We start from the raw sequence: 16699 nt of genomic DNA, 5'->3' as shown, positions 1-16699 counted from the left end.
GACACAAAACCTTGCATTAAATTCGGCCCAGGTGCCCGCATTCCGGGTCCGGCCGAACGCAATGGCGGAAATAATACGTAAAGTTGCGACGTAATTCGATTGCCGATTTGCTGAGACGCAATTCCCCTGCCTAATATTGTGACTACGTTAGTTCCTCAACGTGTGTCAGCGACCCCCGGTTGGACCGGGGGTGTGGGTGCCCCCATGTGGGCCTGACATTTGCTGGCGGATCCACGCGCACTTGCAGCTCCATGAGCCGTGCACAGTGGCGCCCCGCCCCCCTTTCTCGACACATTGCACGGTGCCACCGCTTTCTAGAAGCAATGGCGGCAACGGGCGAACCATCCTCAAGGACCAAGCAAATGTCTCCTCCGAGCCTCATCCAGGCATCGGTGCCGTCGACACAAACGGCGCCCATAGCCCTCTCCTACGAACTGTTCCCGCCCAGGAACGAAGCCGCTGAAGCCACGCTGTGGGACACCATCCGGGAACTGGAAACAACCAACCCGGACTACGTCGCAGTCACCTACGGCGCCAACGGCAGCAACCGCGACACCGCCGTTGAGCTGCTCAACCGCCTGCTGACCGAAACCTCGCTGCGCCCCCTGGCACACCTGACCTGCGTGGGCAACACGGCCGATGAACTGGCAGAGATCATCTCCGAACTGCTGGACCACGGCGTCCGCGGCATCCTCGCCCTCCGCGGCGACCTGCCCAAGGACGCCTCCTCCCAGCCCCGGGCAGGCTCCCTTGGCTACGCCCAGGACCTGATTGAACTCATCCGCCGCGTGGAGCAGCGCCGCTCGGCCCTGCTGTGCGCCGGCAAGGTGGCCATCGGGGTTGCGGCCTACCCGGCCCGCCACCCCGAATCCCCGTCCGTGGAGCATGACGTTGAGGTGCTGCTGGCCAAGCAGCGCTCCGGCGCCGACTTCGCCATCACGCAGGTGTTCTTCCACGCCGACCAGTACAAGGACCTCGTCACCCGGGCACGCCGGGCCGGGGTCAGCATCCCCATCATTCCCGGCGTCATGCCGTTGACCAGCCTGCGCCGCGTGCAGCGCCTGGGCGACTTGACCGGCGTCGAACCCGCCCCGGCACTGCTGGACGCGCTGGGCCGGGCCGACGACGCCGGCCAAAGCCGGCGGATCGGGGTGGCCGCCACGGTGGACCTGGCCCGCGCCGCCCTGGATGCTGGGGCACCCGGCATCCACCTGTACACGTTCAACGAGCACGGTGCCGCGCTCGAGGTCCTGGACAAGCTCCAACTGCTGCGCCCGGCACCGCGCACGGCCCCGCAGCGCCTGGTTCGGGCCTAGCCGCGAACCCCACCAACTTCACACATTTTGCTTCACAATAACTAAGGAATTCCCATGACAAACGCACCCGTGTTCCCCTCCGCCTCCCTGCTGGGCTACCCCCGCATCGGCCGCCGCCGCGAACTCAAGAAGGCCATCGAAGCCTTCTGGGCCGGCAAGATCGACGCCGTTGAGCTGGACGCCGCAGCCAAGGAAATCCAGCTGGGCACCGCGGCCCGCCTGGCCGAGCTGGGCCTGAAGGAAGCCGCCGCAATCCCCGGCACCTTCTCCTACTACGACCAGGTGCTGGACGCCACAACCCACATTGGCGCCGTCCCGGCCCGCTTCGGCGAGCTGCGCAACGAAGCCGGCCAGCTGGACATCAACGCCTACTTCACCCTGGCCCGCGGCACGGAAGACCAGCAGCCCCTGGAAATGACCAAGTGGTTCGACACCAACTACCACTACCTGGTGCCGGAAATTGGCCCCGAGACCAACTTCTCCGTCACCTCCAACCGCATCGTGGAGCAGTTCGAATACGCCCTGGCCAACGGCTTTGAGACCCGCCCGTACCTGGTGGGCCCCGTGACCTACCTGCTGCTGAGCAAGGCCTCCGACGACGCCCCGGCCGGTTTCTCGCCGCTGTCCCGCCTTGAGGATGTGCTCCCGGTCTACGCCGAACTGCTCACCCGCCTCGGTGCCGCCGGCGCCAGCTGGGTCCAGCTGGACGAGCCGGCCCTGGTTGCCGACCAGGACGTGCCGCTCGCCGAGATCCAGGCCGCCGTGGCCCGCTCCTACGAGGTCCTCGGCGCAGCCGCCGGCCGCCCCGCCATCCTGGTTTCCACCCCGTTCGGCGCCCTCGCCGAATTGCTGCCCACCCTGGCTGCCGCCCCCATCGAGGCCCTGCACATTGACGCCTTCAAGGGTGCCGTGCCGTCCGCCGATGAGCTGGCCCTGCTGGCCGGCAAGACAGTGGTTGCCGGCGTGGTCGACGGCCACAACATCTGGCGCAACGACCTGGCCGAGTCCGCCGCCCGCCTCGATGTCCTCACGGCAGCAGGCCTGACGGTCACCGTCTCCACCTCCACCTCCACCCAGCACGTCCCGCACGACGTCACCGAGGAAACCCAGCTGTCCGAGGAACTGCGCAGCTGGTTGGCGTTTGCCGACCAGAAGGCCACCGAAGTGGTGACGCTGGCCGCCCACCTGGTGGACCCGGCGTCGTCCGCTGCAGCCATTGCCGAAGCGTCAGCCATCATCGCCTCCCGCGCCGTGGCCCCCGGCGTCAAGCGCCCCGAGGTCCGCGACCGCCTGGCCGCCCTGACCCCCGCCGACTTCAACCGCTCCGAATACTCGGTCCGTGAAGCCGCACAGGAAGCAGCACTTGACCTGCCGCCGCTGCCCACCACCACCATCGGCTCCTTCCCGCAGACCAGCGAAATCCGCAGTGCCCGTGCCCGCGCCAACAAGGGCGCCATCACGGGCGAGGAATACGGCCAGCTCATGAAGGATGAGATCAAGCGCGTTGTGGACCTGCAGGAAGAGCTCGACTTCGACGTCCTGGTGCACGGCGAGCCCGAGCGCAACGACATGGTCCAGTACTTCGCCGAGAACCTGGAAGGCTTCGACGTCACCGTCCACGGCTGGGTCCAGTCCTACGGCAGCCGCTGCACCCGCCCCTCCATCCTCTGGGGAGACGTGACGCGCGAAAAGGCCATCACGGTTGAGTGGGCCGAATACGCACAGTCACTGACCAACAAGCCCATGAAGGGCATGCTCACGGGCCCCGTCACCATCCTGGCCTGGAGCTTTGTGCGCGACGACCAGCCCCTGGGCGACACCGCCAACCAGGTGGGCCTGGCCCTGCGCGACGAGATCGCAGACCTGGAAGCCGCCGGCATCCAGATCATCCAGGTGGACGAGCCCGCCCTGCGCGAGCTGCTGCCCCTGCGCAAGGCCGACCAGGCCGCCTACCTTGACTGGTCCGTCAACTCCTTCCGCCTCTCCACCGCCGGTGCAGTGGACGGCACCCAGATCCACACCCACCTGTGCTACTCCGAATTTGGTGTCATCATCGACGCCATTGACGGCCTGGACGCCGACGTGACCTCCATCGAGGCCGCCCGCTCACGCATGGACGTTGTCAACGACCTCGAAGCACACGGCTTTGGCCGCGGCGTCGGCCCCGGCGTGTACGACATCCACAGCCCCCGCGTCCCCGGCCAGGCCGAGGTCTCCGAACTGCTGGGCACCGCCGTCAAGCACGTCCCGGCCCGCCAGCTCTGGGTCAACCCGGACTGCGGCCTGAAGACCCGCGGCTACGCCGAGACTGAAGAGTCCCTGCGCAACCTGGTCAACGCAACGAAGGAAGTCCGCGCACAGCTGGTCTAACCGCCTGCTGCTCCCTAGAGCCAGCCACACCAAAGGCGTTCCTTGCCTTCCCTTTTGGGAGGCAAGGAACGCCTTTTGCGTTTGCACACTTGCTAGGCTCAAGCTCAGCGGTGGAAAAGAGCTGGCACGAGTCTGAAGAGGTCATATGTCCGGGAGCACCATTGGGGAGGTCGTGGACACGGCCGAAGCCTTGATCGATGCAGGCGACCAGGGGGACGCGCAAGCGTTGCTCACACGGTTCCTCCTTGCATGCAGCCCCGCAGCCACTGACCAGGAGGCCGTCGGCATCGCAAAAGCCACGGGGCTCCTCATCGACCTGGATGTCGGGATGCTCCCGGAGGCGGCCATTGATGCGCACCTGGAGCGGATGCACCGGTTGTGTGGGGCATTCGACGGCGATGAAGCCGCCACGGCACGTGCCGAGGCCGAATTGAGCCGGTTCGAATGGATCCATGGGCACGATGACCCAGATCCGGTGGTGCTGGTGGACGTACTCCGCGGCGCCAGCGAATTTTCCGCACGGGGGCACGGTTCGGAGCACCTGGGCGTGCGGCGGGCCGCCGCCGAAGCAGCCATGACGGCGCAGATGATTCGTGAATGGCTCAACCAAGATGCCGCCTCCATCGCCGTGGAACTTGAGTCGTTGGCACTGGGCCTGACAGCTGAGGGCGACACCCGTATGCGCCACATCCGCATCAATGCCATGTTCACGGCGGCGCGGTTGCGGATCGAGCAGGGCAACGATGCGTCCCACGTCGACTACCTTTTGCGTGCAGTGATCAGCGAAGGGAGCGAATGTTCCCCGGCGCGGCGTTTCTACTATTCAGCGACTCTCAGTCTCGCGGACCTGGCCCTTGATGCAGGAGCGGCCCCGGCGGAGGCGCTCGCCGAGGCCACAGCCGCGCTCCACGATGGTTATGCGGATGATTGGCAGGATGCCACGTTGCGCTGCCGGCACCTGGAACGGCTGCTGGACCGGATTCCCGCTGCGGAATCTGGGCAGATGGCCGCCGCCGAATGGGCGCGGCTGATCGAGCGTTACAGTTCCAACGCCGACCCGCAGGTACGGGCAACCGTGCTCGCCCACGTCCTGGGCCGGGGAGGCGATGTATCCGATCTCACCGCCGCGGATCTGCAGATCCTCCAGCTCGCTGACGCCGCTGCGCTCCATGACGCGCACTCCGGGACGGCGGTGGCACGGTTCAGGGTGGCCGCCCAAATCGTTGAGGTTCTTGGATACCCGGACCCCGGAAGTGCCACATCGCCCTCGGCGCCCCGCCGGGACCCGGCCCTGGCGGTGCGCCTCTCGGAAGAGCTTGAACACCGTTTTCCCGACGCCGCAGCCGATCCCGAGCTGGCGGCAACCATGGCCCGGCTGCTGGTGGACCGGGCACTGCGCCTGTCTGACCTCGGCAAGCGTGAGCAGGCATTGTCTGTATTGGCGGGGGTGCGTTCGAAGTTTTCCAACGCACCCGCCAACAACTTGCGGCACGTCTTCGCTCAAGCCGACTACTGGAGGGGCCGCTTTCTGCGCGAGGCAGGGCACTACGCCCAGGCCAGCAGCGCCGTTGACTCCGTGGTGGCCGAATTTGGCCAGGACCCCGATCTCGATGTCCGGGTGTGGGCTGCGAACGCGCTCTTTTCCGCAAGCCGCGACCCGGAGCTGGCCCCGTCGGAAGCCGACGCCATGCAGGCCAGATTCGCCGAGGCCTTCGGCGATGACGCGGACCCGCGCATTCGCCGGCGCGACGCCAGCCGGCGCCTGAACCAGGCCGTGCGCGCCCATGAGCGGGGAGCCACCAACCAGGCGATCCATGTGCTTGAGGAACTCATTGCCCGGCATGCGGGCGATGCCGACGCCGACACTGCCGACACCGTGCGGATCGCGAGGCAAAACCTCAACGTCTTGTCGCTGACCGCCGCGGAGGAAAAAGCACCCGGCTCCGAGGCGCAGGCGCAATACCGTGTGCTGAGTGGCCAACTCCACGAGGCAGACGGCATCCATGCGTCCGGACGTGCAGCAGAAGCTGTGCAGATATGGCGCGAGCTGGCCCACACCGCCCACGACAGCAGCGACCCGAACATCGCAGTCATTGGCCTGGTGGCTCTGGACATGTGGGGCGGGCACCTCAATGACACCCAGCAGTGGGTGGAACTCCTCGACGTGGCCCGCCGGGGCATGGTGGTGCGGCAACGGCTGGACTTCCGGGCCGAGCGAATGCGCGCCCGGGCCTACCTCCGCTTCGGCATTGCACAGGGACGGGTGGGGGACCCGCTGGCAGCCATCGCGGCCTACGAGGCGCTCGATGCAGTGGCCGCAAGCACCACTGACGATGACGTCATGACCACCCGGCAACAGGCCGTGTACAACCGTGCGGTCCTCATCGACGATCTCGGTGATGCCCAGGGGGCGATTGCAGCTTACGACCATGTTCTCGCAGTGCACTCGAGCAGCGGCGATTCGCAGTCACGCCGGCTCCGGCGCACCAAGGCGCTGCGGAACAAGGCCCAACTGCTGAATGACCTGAACCGGCTGCCGGAAGCGGCCAGTGCGCACCGCAGCATCCTGGACATAGCTTCAGGCAACCCGGACCCTGAATTGTGCCAGCGCGCCCGGCTCTCGGCGTTCGCCCTGGCCGAGTGCCTCACCCGGCTCGGTGACCATGGGGCAGCGGCCCAGACCTACGCCTGGGTGCGTTCCTGCACAAACTTCGGTTTCACCGAATCTGACTTCCGGTCTGCCGCGCGTGCCCAGAAGACGGCCGAACGCTATGCCCGTCGCGCAAGGTAGCCCGCACCCCCAGCCGCGGCGCAACCGTCCACACCACGCCGCACACTAGGGGGTAGATTGGGGCCATGAGCGCACAGCACCTGGACATCCAGGACCCCACCACCATGTCAACAAACGGCATTGCTGCAACTGTGGCGGCAGCCCGGGCAGTGTTCAACAGCGGGGCCAGCAAGCCCCTTGCGTGGCGCCTGGACCGGCTCAAGGACATGAACCGGATGCTGCTTGAACACCGCGACGACTTTGCCGCCGCCCTCGCCGCCGACCTCGGCAAGCACCCCACCGAGGCCTGGCTGACCGAGATTGGCTTCCTGACCCAGGAAATCACCCACACCGTGGCAAATCTGGCTCAGTGGCTCAAACCGCGCAAGTCGGCGTTGCCGCTCGCGCTCCAGCCGGCCCGGGCCACGACGGTGCTCGAGCCGCTCGGCGTGGTGCTGGTCATTGCGCCCTGGAACTACCCCATCCAGCTCCTGCTGGCCCCCGTCATCGGTGCGCTGGCCGCGGGGAATACAGTGGTGGCCAAGCCCAGCGAACTGGCCCCGGCGAGCTCGGCCGCCCTGGCCCGCTGGATCCCGGAATACCTGGCCGGGGCCGTAAGCATTGTGGAGGGCGGGGTGCCCGAGACCACTGCGCTGCTTGAAGAGCGCTTTGACCACATCTTCTACACCGGCAACGGCCGCGTGGGGCGCATCGTCATGGCCGCCGCCGCCAAGCACCTGACGCCCGTGACGCTGGAACTGGGCGGCAAGTCGCCCGTGTACATTGACGAAACCGTTGACATGATTGCCGCGGCCCGCCGGATCGCCTGGGGCAAGTTCATGAATGCCGGCCAGACCTGCGTGGCCCCCGACTACGTGCTCGGCACGGATGCGGCCCTGGCCAAGCTCGCCAAGGAACTGCCACTGGCCATCGAGGATTTGTACGGGCAGGATCCGGCCCAGAGCCCGGCGTACGGGCGCATCATCAACGACGACGCGTTCGGCCGGCTTGCGGGGCTGCTGGCCGCGGACCTGGAGCACGACGCCGGCTCATCCCTCGTCAGCGGCGGCGGCAGCGATGCCGGGACCCGCTACATTGAACCGACAGTGCTGCACGTCGATGCGCAGGCTCAGCTCATGGAGGGGGAGATCTTCGGCCCCGTCCTGCCCCTGGTCACTGTGGACTCGGCCGCGGCGGCCATTGACTTCATCAACGGCCGGGACAAGCCGCTGGCCCTGTATGTCTTCAGCGAAGACCAGGGGGTGCGCGGCGCCTTCACGGAACAGACGTCGTCGGGCGCCCTGAACTTTGGCGTCCCCGTGGCGCACCTGTCGGTGCCGGGACTGCCCTTTGGCGGGGTGGGGGAGAGCGGCATGGGGCGCTACCACGGGGAGCATTCCATCGACGCCTTCTCGCACCACAAGGCCGTGCTGGACAAGTCGCTGGCCCCGGACACACTCTCCTTCATCTACCCGCCATTTGGCAGGGTGAAGAATCAGCTCATCAGGCGCATTGTGGCACCGGCGAAGAAGTTCCGCCAGGGCTGAGGCAAACGAACAGGGCGCTCAGGGCACCGGGTCCACGGTCCCGGTGCTCGTGAGCCCCTGCAGGATGCCGGCCAGCTTGTCCACGAACACCTCCACGCGGGCGGTGCGGTTCTCGTTGATGAGCAGGGCAAAGATGTTCCGGGCCAGGCGGATGTCGGGCACATCCAGCACCACCACGTTGTCCGGCCGCGCCGACAGCGCCAGTTCCGGCACCAGGGCGGCGCCCAGCCCCACGCTGGCCAGTTTCAGGCTGGCATTGAAGTCGTCGCTGTAGGCGGCAACACGGGGGTGCAGGTTGCAGGCGGCGAAGAGCCGCTCAATCACGGCGGCGTCGCTCGTGCCGGGGTGGTGCATGATCCACGGCATGTCGGAGAGCTGCTCCGCGGCAACCACTGAGCCGGGACGGATGCCCCAGGACTTGGGCAGCACCACGCGGAAATTGTCGTCGCCAATCCACTGCCGGTTCAACGAGTGCGGCCAGGCCAGGCCAGACTGCCCCACCTGGTACACGAGCGCCACGTCCAGCTCGCCGCCGGCGCGCAGCCCGCCAATGGTCTGTTGCGGCTCACCCACCGAGACGTGCAGGTTGATGCCCAGCCCGGGCCAGTCCGCGCCGCCCAGCAGCTTCGGCAGCACATACGTGGCCAGGGAGGGAAAGATGCCAAGGCGCAGCGGCTGCCCGGCGCTCTCGTCCGAGCGCGCGCTCGCAGCCAGCAGGGCGTCAATGTCGGTCAGGACCTTGGTGGCATGCCGGGCCATGACCAGGGCGGCCTCGGTGGGCAGCACGCTGCGGGCCGAGCGCGTGAACAGGGAGACGCCGCTGTCGCGCTCCAGCGTGGACATCTGCTGCGAAACGGCCGACGCCGTGTACCCCAGTTGCGTGGCCGCGGCGGCAAAGGAACCGCGCCGGACCACCTCCAGCAGGGTGCGCAGGTGCACGGGGTTGATCACGGAAACCCACTTTCTTTCGGGCCGGGATGTTTCCTAGCCAAGCATAGGCGCAGGCCCGCGTAATGTGGCGCAGCGGGGGTGGTGCAGGCGCCGTCGTTATGTACATTTGTACATAACGAATTGCCGAGCCGAGGATGGACCATCTTGACGCACCCCTATTTTGCCAACGACCCCCGCACCATGCGCCAGCGCATGGAGGCCGGGGACCTGTACCTCGCCGAGGACGCCGAGCTGGCAGTGGCCTCCCAGCGCGCCATCACGCAGGCACACCGCTACGGCCAGCTGTGGCCCGAGGACCGCGACGCCGCGGAGCTCCTTCTGGCGGAGCTCATTGGCTCGCTGGGGGAGGACGTGGAGATCCGCCCGCCCCTGTTCGTGGACTATGGCCGGTACATCAGCATTGGCGCGGGAACCTTCATCAACTACAACTTCACCGCCCTGGACGTCGCACCCATCACCATTGGTGCCGACGTCATGATCGGGCCCAACGTCCAGCTCCTGACGCCCACGCACCCGCTGGAGCCATGGCTGCGCCGGGACAAGCTCGAGGCGGCCAAGCCCATCGTGATTGGCGACAATGTGTGGCTGGGCGGGGGAGTCATTGTGCTGCCCGGCGTCACGATCGGGGAGAACACCGTGGTGGGGGCCGGCTCCGTGGTCACCCGCGACCTGCCGGCCAATGTGGTGGCGGTGGGCAACCCGGCACGCATCAGCAAGCAGCTGCCATGAGCACGGAGCAAGAAGGTGCGGGTCCGGCCCAGGGCAGGGCCCGCCGCCGCCACGACCCTGAGCGCCGTGCCAGGATCAGCGACGCCGCACTGGATGTGATTGCCGAACACGGGGTGGCCGGCACCACGCACCGCAAGATCGCCGCAGCAGCGGGAGTCCCGTTGGGGTCGCTGACGTACCACTACGCCACCCTGGATGAACTCCTCGGCGAGGCCTTCACCAAGCTCGCCGACCGCACGGCCGACGGCTTCGAGGCTGCCATGGCACAGGTGGGAAACCAGGAGGAGGCGCGCGACGCCGTCGTCAGCCTCATCACGGGCGAACTCCTCAACGACCCCCGCACCATGGTCCTGTCCTACGAGCTCTATGCGCTCGCAGTCCGCCGCCCCGAACTGCGGCGCGTGACCCACGCCTGGATGGCCCGGAGCCGGGTGGCCCTTGGCAGGTTCTTTGACCCCGCCACCACACTCATGCTCGACGCCCTCATTGAAGGCCTGTCCATGCACCGAGCCCTGTCCCTTGACCCGATGCCCCGGCGCACGGTCGAAGAAGCCGTCGAACGAATTGTGAGAATCCCTTGAGCCTGAAGACCATGGACCGTGCGGTCGCCAAGCCCGTGCGGCGGGCCCGTGTGGCCGTTGCCGCGCTGTTCCTGACCAACGGCGCCCTGTTCGCCAACCTGCTCCCGCGCTTCCCGGAGATCAAGGCCATGCTGGGCCTGGACAACGCTGGCTTTGGCCTGGCTGCCGCCGCGTTCCCGCTGGGTGCCATGCTGGCTGGTCTCGCAGCCGGGGCGCTCATCCGCCGCTTCGGCTCCGCCCGCGTGGCGGTTGCCGGCACCGTGTTGACCGCACTGGCCCTGGCCTGCGCCGGGATGGCACCCACCGGCCTGCTGTTTGCCGCGGGCCTGGGCGTTGCCGGGGCCATGGATGCCATCACCGACGTGGGGCAGAACTCGCACGGACTGCGTGTCCAGAAACTCTTTGGCCGCTCCATCCTGAACTCCTTCCACGCCGTGTGGAGCATGGGCGCCGTGCTGGGCGGGCTCATGGGTGCTGCCGCTGCCGGGCTCGGCATCCCCGTGCAGCTGCACCTGGCCGTTTCCGGCGCCCTGTTCGCAGCTGTGTCGCTGGCCAGCTTGCGCTTCCTGCTGCCCGGCGCCGGGGAGGAGTCTGCGGAGCCCGCGCCCGCCGAGGAGACGTCCGACGGCGCCCGGCCCGCCCAGGCGAGCGGCACCGCGTCGCGTTTCGGTGGCCGCGGCAAGTACCTGGTGCTGTTGGCCCTGGTGCTGGTGGCAGCCGCCGGTTCGCTCGTTGAGGATGCCGGCAACACCTGGGCCGCCCTGTACTTGAAGGAGGGCTTCGCCGCCCCCGCCTCGATTGCCGGCCTGGGTTTTGTGGCCTTGGTGGGTGCCCAATTTGTGGGCCGGCTGGTGGGGGACCGGCTCGTCGACCGCTTCGGCCAGCGCCTGGTGGCCCAGGCCGGCGGGGCGTTCGTGGCCCTGGGCATGGGCACGGCCCTGCTGTTCCCCAGCCTTCCGGGTTCCCTGGCCGGCTTTGCCGCGGCCGGCTTCGGCATCGCAACGCTTGTTCCCGCAGCCATGCACGGCGCCGACAACATTGAGGGCCTGCGCCCGGGCACCGGCCTGACGGTGCTGAGCTGGCTCATGCGCATCAGCTTCCTGCTTTCCCCGCCCGTGGTGGGCGCCATTGCCGACGCCACCTCACTGCGGGCAGGGCTCTGGGTGGTGCCGCTGGCCGGCGTCATGGTGCTGCTGCTGTCCCCGGTGCTGGCGGGAAAGAAGGCGCGCTAGCCTGGCGTGCCCGTGCAGCTGGAATGTGGCGGCGGATTAACGTTGCCCCGGTCACCACCACATGTTGTGCCGGCCACTCATTTGGACCCTGCGCGACACGCCGAGGGCATCCGACACGCGGGTGAATATTTTGTGGGTTACTCCTCCACACCCTGTGGACATCTGGATTTAAACGTTGAGTTCTAGCGCTTTTAAATCCCCTGGCCTGTGGACGGACGGTGCATTAAATGACATACTTGTAATACATCATGTAGGGGTCAACCTCGGGCGTCTGCACTACATGTAGTATCGAATACAGAATTCAGGCAGGTCCGAACAGGCCGGCTGAAACAGCTCGAACAGCTGGCGAGACCGTGGCGAGAACCGTTGGTCCCACCGACAACGAGCGTGCCGAAACTGGCAGCCACAGGCAGATACAGACAAAGGGGAACAACCATCATGACCGTCACGGTTTACACCAAACCTGCATGCGTCCAGTGCAACGCCACCTACCGTGCGTTGGACAAGAAGGGCATCACGTACCAGAGCGTGGACATCTCCACCGATCCGGCCGCCCTGGAGCACGTGCTGAGCCTGGGCTACCAGCAGGCACCGGTAGTAATCACCGACGCCGACCACTGGTCGGGTTTCCGCCCGGACAAGATCGCCGAACTGGCCGCAGCGGTAGAGTCCGCCAGTGTAGCCTAGTGATCCGGTCCGCGGCAGTGCCCGCGGACCACCAGGAACGTCTCGTGCCTTGCGCACACCCCGTGGGGCTGGCCGGTCAAGCGGCCGGCCCCGCGACAGCAAGATAAGAAGTTGGAAAGCGATTGTCATGCACGCAGTTGCAGCAGAACCCGCTGTGGGCGCGCCGGACGGCAGACTCACCGGCAGCCGGCTGATTTACTTTTCCTCAGCCTCCGACAACACCCACCGATTCATGGTCAAGCTCGGCGAAGAGGCAGCGCGGCTGCCCCTTTACACCCATGAAGACACCCTCCTGGCCCAGGAGCCATTTGTCCTGGTGCTTCCCACCTATGGCGGGGAGAACAGGCTGGGCGCAGTGCCAAAGCAAGTCATCAAATTCCTCAACGTCGAGGAAAACCGCAAGTGGATTCGCGGCGTCATCGGCGCCGGGAACACCAACTTCGGGGAAACCTACTGCATTGCCGGGGACATCGTCGCCGAGAAATGCCAAGTACCTCATTTGTACCGTTTTGAACTCATGGGCACATCTGCTGATGTGGACCGCGTTCGCGAAGGATTGGAAGAATTTTGGACACGATTGTCTCAGAACAAGACTCAACAGTGAAGGCGTCCAAGGACATGCCTGCGGCATGGGAAGGCCTGGGCTACCACGAGCTCAACGCCATGCTGAACCTGTACAACTCCAAGGGTGAAATCCAGTTCGACGCCGACCGCGCCGCCGCCCGCCAGTACTTCCTGCAGCACGTAAACAACAACACCGTGTTCTTCCACGACCTGGAAGAAAAGCTGGACTACCTGGTGAAGAACGAGTACTACGAGCGCGAAACGCTTGACCAGTACACGATGAACTTCACCCGCGAACTGTTCCAGAAGGCGTACAAGAAGAAGTTCCGCTTCGAGACGTTCCTGGGCGCCTTCAAGTTCTACACGTCCTACACGCTGAAGACCTTCGACGGAAACCGCTTCCTGGAGCGCTACGAGGACCGCGTGTGCATGGTAGCCCTGCACCTGGCCCGCGGCAACGAAGAGCTGGCCATGAAGATTGTCGATGAAATCATCGACGGCCGTTTCCAGCCCGCCACCCCCACCTTCCTGAACGCCGGCAAGGCCCAGCGCGGCGAGCTGGTCTCCTGCTTCCTGCTGCGCATTGAAGACAACATGGAGTCCATTGGCCGCTCCATCAACTCCGCACTGCAGCTGTCCAAGCGCGGCGGCGGCGTTGCCTTCGCACTGACCAACATCCGTGAGGTGGGCGCGCCCATCAAGCAGATCGAGAACCAGTCCTCCGGCGTCATCCCCGTGATGAAGCTCCTCGAGGACAGCTTCTCCTACGCCAACCAGCTCGGTGCCCGCCAGGGTGCAGGTGCCGTGTACCTGCACGCCCACCACCCGGACATCAACCGCTTCCTGGACACCAAGCGCGAGAACGCCGACGAGAAGGTCCGCATCAAGACCCTTTCCCTCGGCGTTGTCATCCCCGACATCACCTTTGAACTGGCCAAGCGCGACGAGGACATGTACCTGTTCTCCCCGTACGACGTCGAAAAGGTCTACGGCATGCCGTTCTCCGACATCTCGGTCACCGAGAAGTACTACGAGATGGTGGACGACGCCCGCATCAAGAAGACCAAGATCAAGGCCCGCGAGTTCTTCCAGACCCTGGCCGAGATCCAGTTCGAGTCCGGCTACCCGTACATCATGTTTGAAGACACGGTGAACCGCGAGAACCCCATCGAGGGCAAGATCATCATGAGCAACCTGTGCTCGGAGATCCTGCAGGTTTCACAGCCCACCACGTACAACGATGACCTCTCCTACGCCGAGACCGGCAAGGACATCTCCTGCAACCTGGGTTCGCTGAACATTGCCAAGGCCATGGATTCCCCGAACCTGGGCAACACCATTGAGACGGCCATCCGCACGCTCTCGGCGGTGTCGGACATGTCCAACATCACCAGCGTTCCCTCCATCGCCAAGGGCAACAGTCAGTCCCGCGCCATTGGCCTGGGCCAGATGAACCTGCACGGCTACCTTGCCCGTGAGCGCGTCCACTACGGTTCCGAAGAGGGCCTGGACTTCACCAACATTTACTTCTACACGGTTGTGTACCACTGCGTCCGTGCCTCGAACCTGTTGGCCATCGAAACCGGCAGCACCTTTGCCAACTTCGAGAACTCCAAGTACGCAAGCGGCGAGTTCTTCGACAAGTACACCGACGGCGAATGGGTTCCCCAGACCGCCAAGGTCACGGAGATGTTCGAGGGCGTGCACATCCCCACGCAGGAGGACTGGCGTGCGCTGAAGGCCTCCGTCATGGAGCACGGCATCTACAACCAGAACCTGCAGGCCGTCCCGCCCACCGGTTCCATCAGCTACATCAACAACTCGACGTCCTCGATCCACCCGATCGCCTCGATGATTGAGATCCGCAAGGAAGGCAAGCTGGGCCGCGTGTACTACCCGGCGCCGTACCTGAGCAACGACAACCTTGAGTACTACAAGGATGCGTACGAGATCGGCTTCGAGAAGATCATCGACACCTACGCCGCCGCCACGCAGCACGTGGACCAGGGCCTGTCCCTGACCTTGTTCTTCAAGGACACCGCCACCACGCGTGACATCAACAAGGCGCAGATCTACGCCTGGCGCAAGGGCATCAAGACCATCTACTACATCCGCCTCCGCCAGCTCGCGCTGGAAGGGACCGAGGTAGAGGGTTGCGTCAGCTGCGCGCTGTAGCAATACACAACTGAAGCGCACGACGGCGGGGGACTCCCGCCGTCGTGCCTTTGGCTTAAGATAGACCAGGCCCTACGGGCCAGCAGGATTTACACAAGGGAGAAAAGCAGCGATGACACCGGACAAGCTGAAGTTGGCGAGCCACGTGGCGGCCATCAACTGGAACCGCATCCAGGATGAGAAGGACGTTGAAGTCTGGAACCGCCTGGTCAACAACTTCTGGCTGCCGGAGAAGGTGCCGCTGTCCAACGACATCCAGTCGTGGGCAACGCTGACCCCGGAAGAGCAGCTGCTGACCATGCGCGTGTTCACCGGCCTGACGCTGCTGGACACCCTGCAGGGCACAGTGGGCGCCGTCTCGCTCATCCCGGACGCCATCACCCCGCACGAGGAAGCCGTCTACACGAACATTGCGTTCATGGAGTCCGTGCACGCCAAGAGCTACTCCTCGATCTTCTCCACCCTGTGCTCCACGAAGGAAATCGACGAGGCCTTCCGCTGGTCCGTTGAGAACCCGAACCTGCAGAAGAAGGCTCAGATCATTGAGTCCTACTACTACGGCGACGACCCCCTCAAGCGCAAGATTGCCTCCACCTTGCTGGAGTCCTTCCTGTTCTACTCGGGCTTCTACCTGCCCATGTACTGGTCCTCACGCGCCAAGCTGACAAACACCGCTGACCTGATCCGCTTGATCATCCGCGACGAGGCCGTGCACGGCTACTACATCGGCTACAAGTACCAGAAGGGCCTGGAAGGCCTCTCCGAAGAGCGCAAGGAAGAGTTGAAGGCGTACACCTTCGAGCTCATGTTTGAGCTGTACGAGAACGAGGTCCAGTACACGCACGACCTCTACGACTCCGTTGGCCTGGCCGAGGACGTCAAGAAGTTCCTGCACTACAACGCCAACAAGGCGCTCATGAACCTGGGCTACGAGGCCATGTTCCCGGCCGCAGTGACGGACGTGAACCCGGCCATCCTGTCGGCCCTGTCACCGAACGCGGATGAGAACCACGACTTCTTCTCCGGTTCAGGTTCCTCCTACGTCATCGGCAAGGCAGTCAACACCGAAGACGACGACTGGGACTTCTAGCCCACTCTTTCCAATGCGCGCAAGCTGATCCGCAAGGGTCGGCTTGCGCGCATTTGTTTTTGGAAATCACGTGTGTTGCCCACCGGTCCTCTATGCTGTTAATCCATAGAATGGATAAATTCGTTGACAAGGTTAGGGGAACACGCCATGGGCGAGACAAATCAGCTGGGGAAGCCAACAGGGGCATTCATCGGCGCGTCCTGGATTGCGCTGGGACTGGGCATGGGTGTCTACTTCATCGGGCTCTGGAACGCGAAGATGGAGCTCAATGAGAAGGGCTTCTACCTGACCGTCTTCCTGTTCGGGCTCTTTGCCGCAGTGTCGCTGCAGAAGGCCGTCCGCGACAAGGCCGAAGACATCCCGGTCACGCCCATCTACCTCGGCATCGCCTGGTTTGCCCTGCTGGCGGCACTTCTTCTGCTCGCCATCGGGCTGTGGAACGCCAGCCTGCTGCTGTCGGAGAAGGGCTTCTACGGCATCGGTTTCGCCATGAGCCTGTTCGCAGTCGTGGCCGTGCAGAAGAACATCAGGGACCTCGCCGCGCACAAGGCAGCCTACCCGGAGCAGCATGTGCAGGCCCGCCCCGGGTTCCTTGACAAGCAGGAATTTTAGGCAGGGGGCTCGGCGCTGTTGGTACTGTGAAGTCCATGAATGAGCGCAACACCCACGCACAGCGCAGCGCCGCGG

General features: G+C 65.2%; 13 protein-coding genes. 12 read left to right on the top strand and 1 reads right to left on the bottom strand.

The genetic code is table 11. The annotated features are described in order from the left end of the window. Positions 1-362 precede the first annotated feature (362 nt). The 4 genes from PCK14_RS02755 (at position 363) to PCK14_RS02740 (ending at position 8003) form a co-directional block, all read left to right on the top strand. The gene (locus PCK14_RS02755; protein WP_269936916.1) at positions 363-1316 is read left to right on the top strand and encodes a methylenetetrahydrofolate reductase; all 954 of its coding nucleotides are present in this window, start codon (positions 363-365) and stop codon (positions 1314-1316) included. A gap of 54 nt (positions 1317-1370) precedes the next feature. Further along, positions 1371-3686 (top strand): 5-methyltetrahydropteroyltriglutamate--homocysteine S-methyltransferase, encoded by a 2316-nt coding sequence (gene metE, locus PCK14_RS02750; RefSeq protein ID WP_269936915.1) that lies wholly within the window; start codon positions 1371-1373, stop codon positions 3684-3686. A gap of 172 nt (positions 3687-3858) precedes the next feature. After that, positions 3859-6477: a hypothetical protein gene (locus PCK14_RS02745; protein WP_269936914.1), complete on the top strand. Its 2619-nt coding sequence runs from the start codon at positions 3859-3861 to the stop codon at positions 6475-6477. Between the two features lie 65 nt (positions 6478-6542). Further along, complete coding sequence (locus PCK14_RS02740) at positions 6543-8003, top strand: aldehyde dehydrogenase family protein (RefSeq protein ID WP_333474338.1); 1461 nt, start codon at positions 6543-6545, stop codon at positions 8001-8003. An 18-nt stretch (positions 8004-8021) separates the two neighbouring features. Here the strand turns inward: PCK14_RS02740 and PCK14_RS02735 are convergent, their stop codons facing one another. Next, positions 8022-8954, bottom strand: a complete 933-nt coding sequence (locus PCK14_RS02735; protein WP_269936913.1) for a LysR family transcriptional regulator — start codon at positions 8952-8954, stop codon at positions 8022-8024. Positions 8955-9098: 144 nt separating this feature from the next. On the opposite strand from PCK14_RS02735, the gene PCK14_RS02730 reads away from it, so the two are divergent. The 8 genes from PCK14_RS02730 to yiaA all read left to right on the top strand — a co-directional run bounded on the left by PCK14_RS02730 (position 9099) and on the right by yiaA (position 16624). Continuing rightward, the gene (locus PCK14_RS02730; RefSeq protein ID WP_269936912.1) at positions 9099-9683 is read left to right on the top strand and encodes a sugar O-acetyltransferase; all 585 of its coding nucleotides are present in this window, start codon (positions 9099-9101) and stop codon (positions 9681-9683) included. After that, positions 9680-10264, top strand: coding sequence for a TetR/AcrR family transcriptional regulator (locus tag PCK14_RS02725; RefSeq protein WP_269936911.1), 585 nt, complete (start codon positions 9680-9682; stop codon positions 10262-10264). The genes PCK14_RS02730 and PCK14_RS02725 overlap by 4 nt, the downstream gene beginning before the upstream one ends. An 11-nt stretch (positions 10265-10275) precedes the next feature. After that, positions 10276-11496 carry an MFS transporter gene (locus tag PCK14_RS02720; protein ID WP_269936986.1) on the top strand — a complete coding sequence of 407 codons (1221 nt, stop codon included), beginning with the start codon at positions 10276-10278 and terminating at the stop codon, positions 11494-11496. 438 nt (positions 11497-11934) lie between these two features. Next, the gene (nrdH, locus tag PCK14_RS02715) at positions 11935-12183 is read left to right on the top strand and encodes a glutaredoxin-like protein NrdH (protein WP_269936910.1); all 249 of its coding nucleotides are present in this window, start codon (positions 11935-11937) and stop codon (positions 12181-12183) included. Between the two features lie 127 nt (positions 12184-12310). Next, positions 12311-12787 carry a class Ib ribonucleoside-diphosphate reductase assembly flavoprotein NrdI gene (nrdI, locus tag PCK14_RS02710; protein ID WP_269936909.1) on the top strand — a complete coding sequence of 159 codons (477 nt, stop codon included), beginning with the start codon at positions 12311-12313 and terminating at the stop codon, positions 12785-12787. A gap of 14 nt (positions 12788-12801) precedes the next feature. Next, the gene (gene nrdE / locus PCK14_RS02705; RefSeq protein WP_269936908.1) at positions 12802-14922 is read left to right on the top strand and encodes a class 1b ribonucleoside-diphosphate reductase subunit alpha; all 2121 of its coding nucleotides are present in this window, start codon (positions 12802-12804) and stop codon (positions 14920-14922) included. A 112-nt stretch (positions 14923-15034) separates the two neighbouring features. Continuing rightward, the gene (gene nrdF / locus PCK14_RS02700) at positions 15035-16012 is read left to right on the top strand and encodes a class 1b ribonucleoside-diphosphate reductase subunit beta (protein ID WP_269936907.1); all 978 of its coding nucleotides are present in this window, start codon (positions 15035-15037) and stop codon (positions 16010-16012) included. A gap of 147 nt (positions 16013-16159) precedes the next feature. Continuing rightward, the gene (yiaA, locus tag PCK14_RS02695; protein WP_269936906.1) at positions 16160-16624 is read left to right on the top strand and encodes an inner membrane protein YiaA; all 465 of its coding nucleotides are present in this window, start codon (positions 16160-16162) and stop codon (positions 16622-16624) included. Positions 16625-16699: the final 75 nt, after the last annotated feature.

It is taken from the genome of Arthrobacter sp. HY1533 (assembly GCF_027568515.1).
In the GTDB taxonomy this organism is placed as follows: domain Bacteria; phylum Actinomycetota; class Actinomycetes; order Actinomycetales; family Micrococcaceae; genus Specibacter.
Note: the sequence above shows the minus strand (reverse complement) of the source record. Positions and strands in the feature narration are given on the sequence as shown.

Coding starts and splice junctions, on each gene's coding strand:
- PCK14_RS02755 (WP_269936916.1), top strand. CDS start 363: ATGTCTCCTCCGAGCCTCATCCAGGCATCGGTGCCGTCGACACAAACG.
- metE (WP_269936915.1), top strand. CDS start 1,371: ATGACAAACGCACCCGTGTTCCCCTCCGCCTCCCTGCTGGGCTACCCC.
- PCK14_RS02740 (WP_333474338.1), top strand. CDS start 6,543: ATGAGCGCACAGCACCTGGACATCCAGGACCCCACCACCATGTCAACA.
- PCK14_RS02725 (WP_269936911.1), top strand. CDS start 9,680: ATGAGCACGGAGCAAGAAGGTGCGGGTCCGGCCCAGGGCAGGGCCCGC.
- PCK14_RS02720 (WP_269936986.1), top strand. CDS start 10,276: ATGGACCGTGCGGTCGCCAAGCCCGTGCGGCGGGCCCGTGTGGCCGTT.
- nrdH (WP_269936910.1), top strand. CDS start 11,935: ATGACCGTCACGGTTTACACCAAACCTGCATGCGTCCAGTGCAACGCC.
- nrdI (WP_269936909.1), top strand. CDS start 12,311: ATGCACGCAGTTGCAGCAGAACCCGCTGTGGGCGCGCCGGACGGCAGA.
- nrdE (WP_269936908.1), top strand. CDS start 12,802: ATGCCTGCGGCATGGGAAGGCCTGGGCTACCACGAGCTCAACGCCATG.
- nrdF (WP_269936907.1), top strand. CDS start 15,035: ATGACACCGGACAAGCTGAAGTTGGCGAGCCACGTGGCGGCCATCAAC.
- yiaA (WP_269936906.1), top strand. CDS start 16,160: ATGGGCGAGACAAATCAGCTGGGGAAGCCAACAGGGGCATTCATCGGC.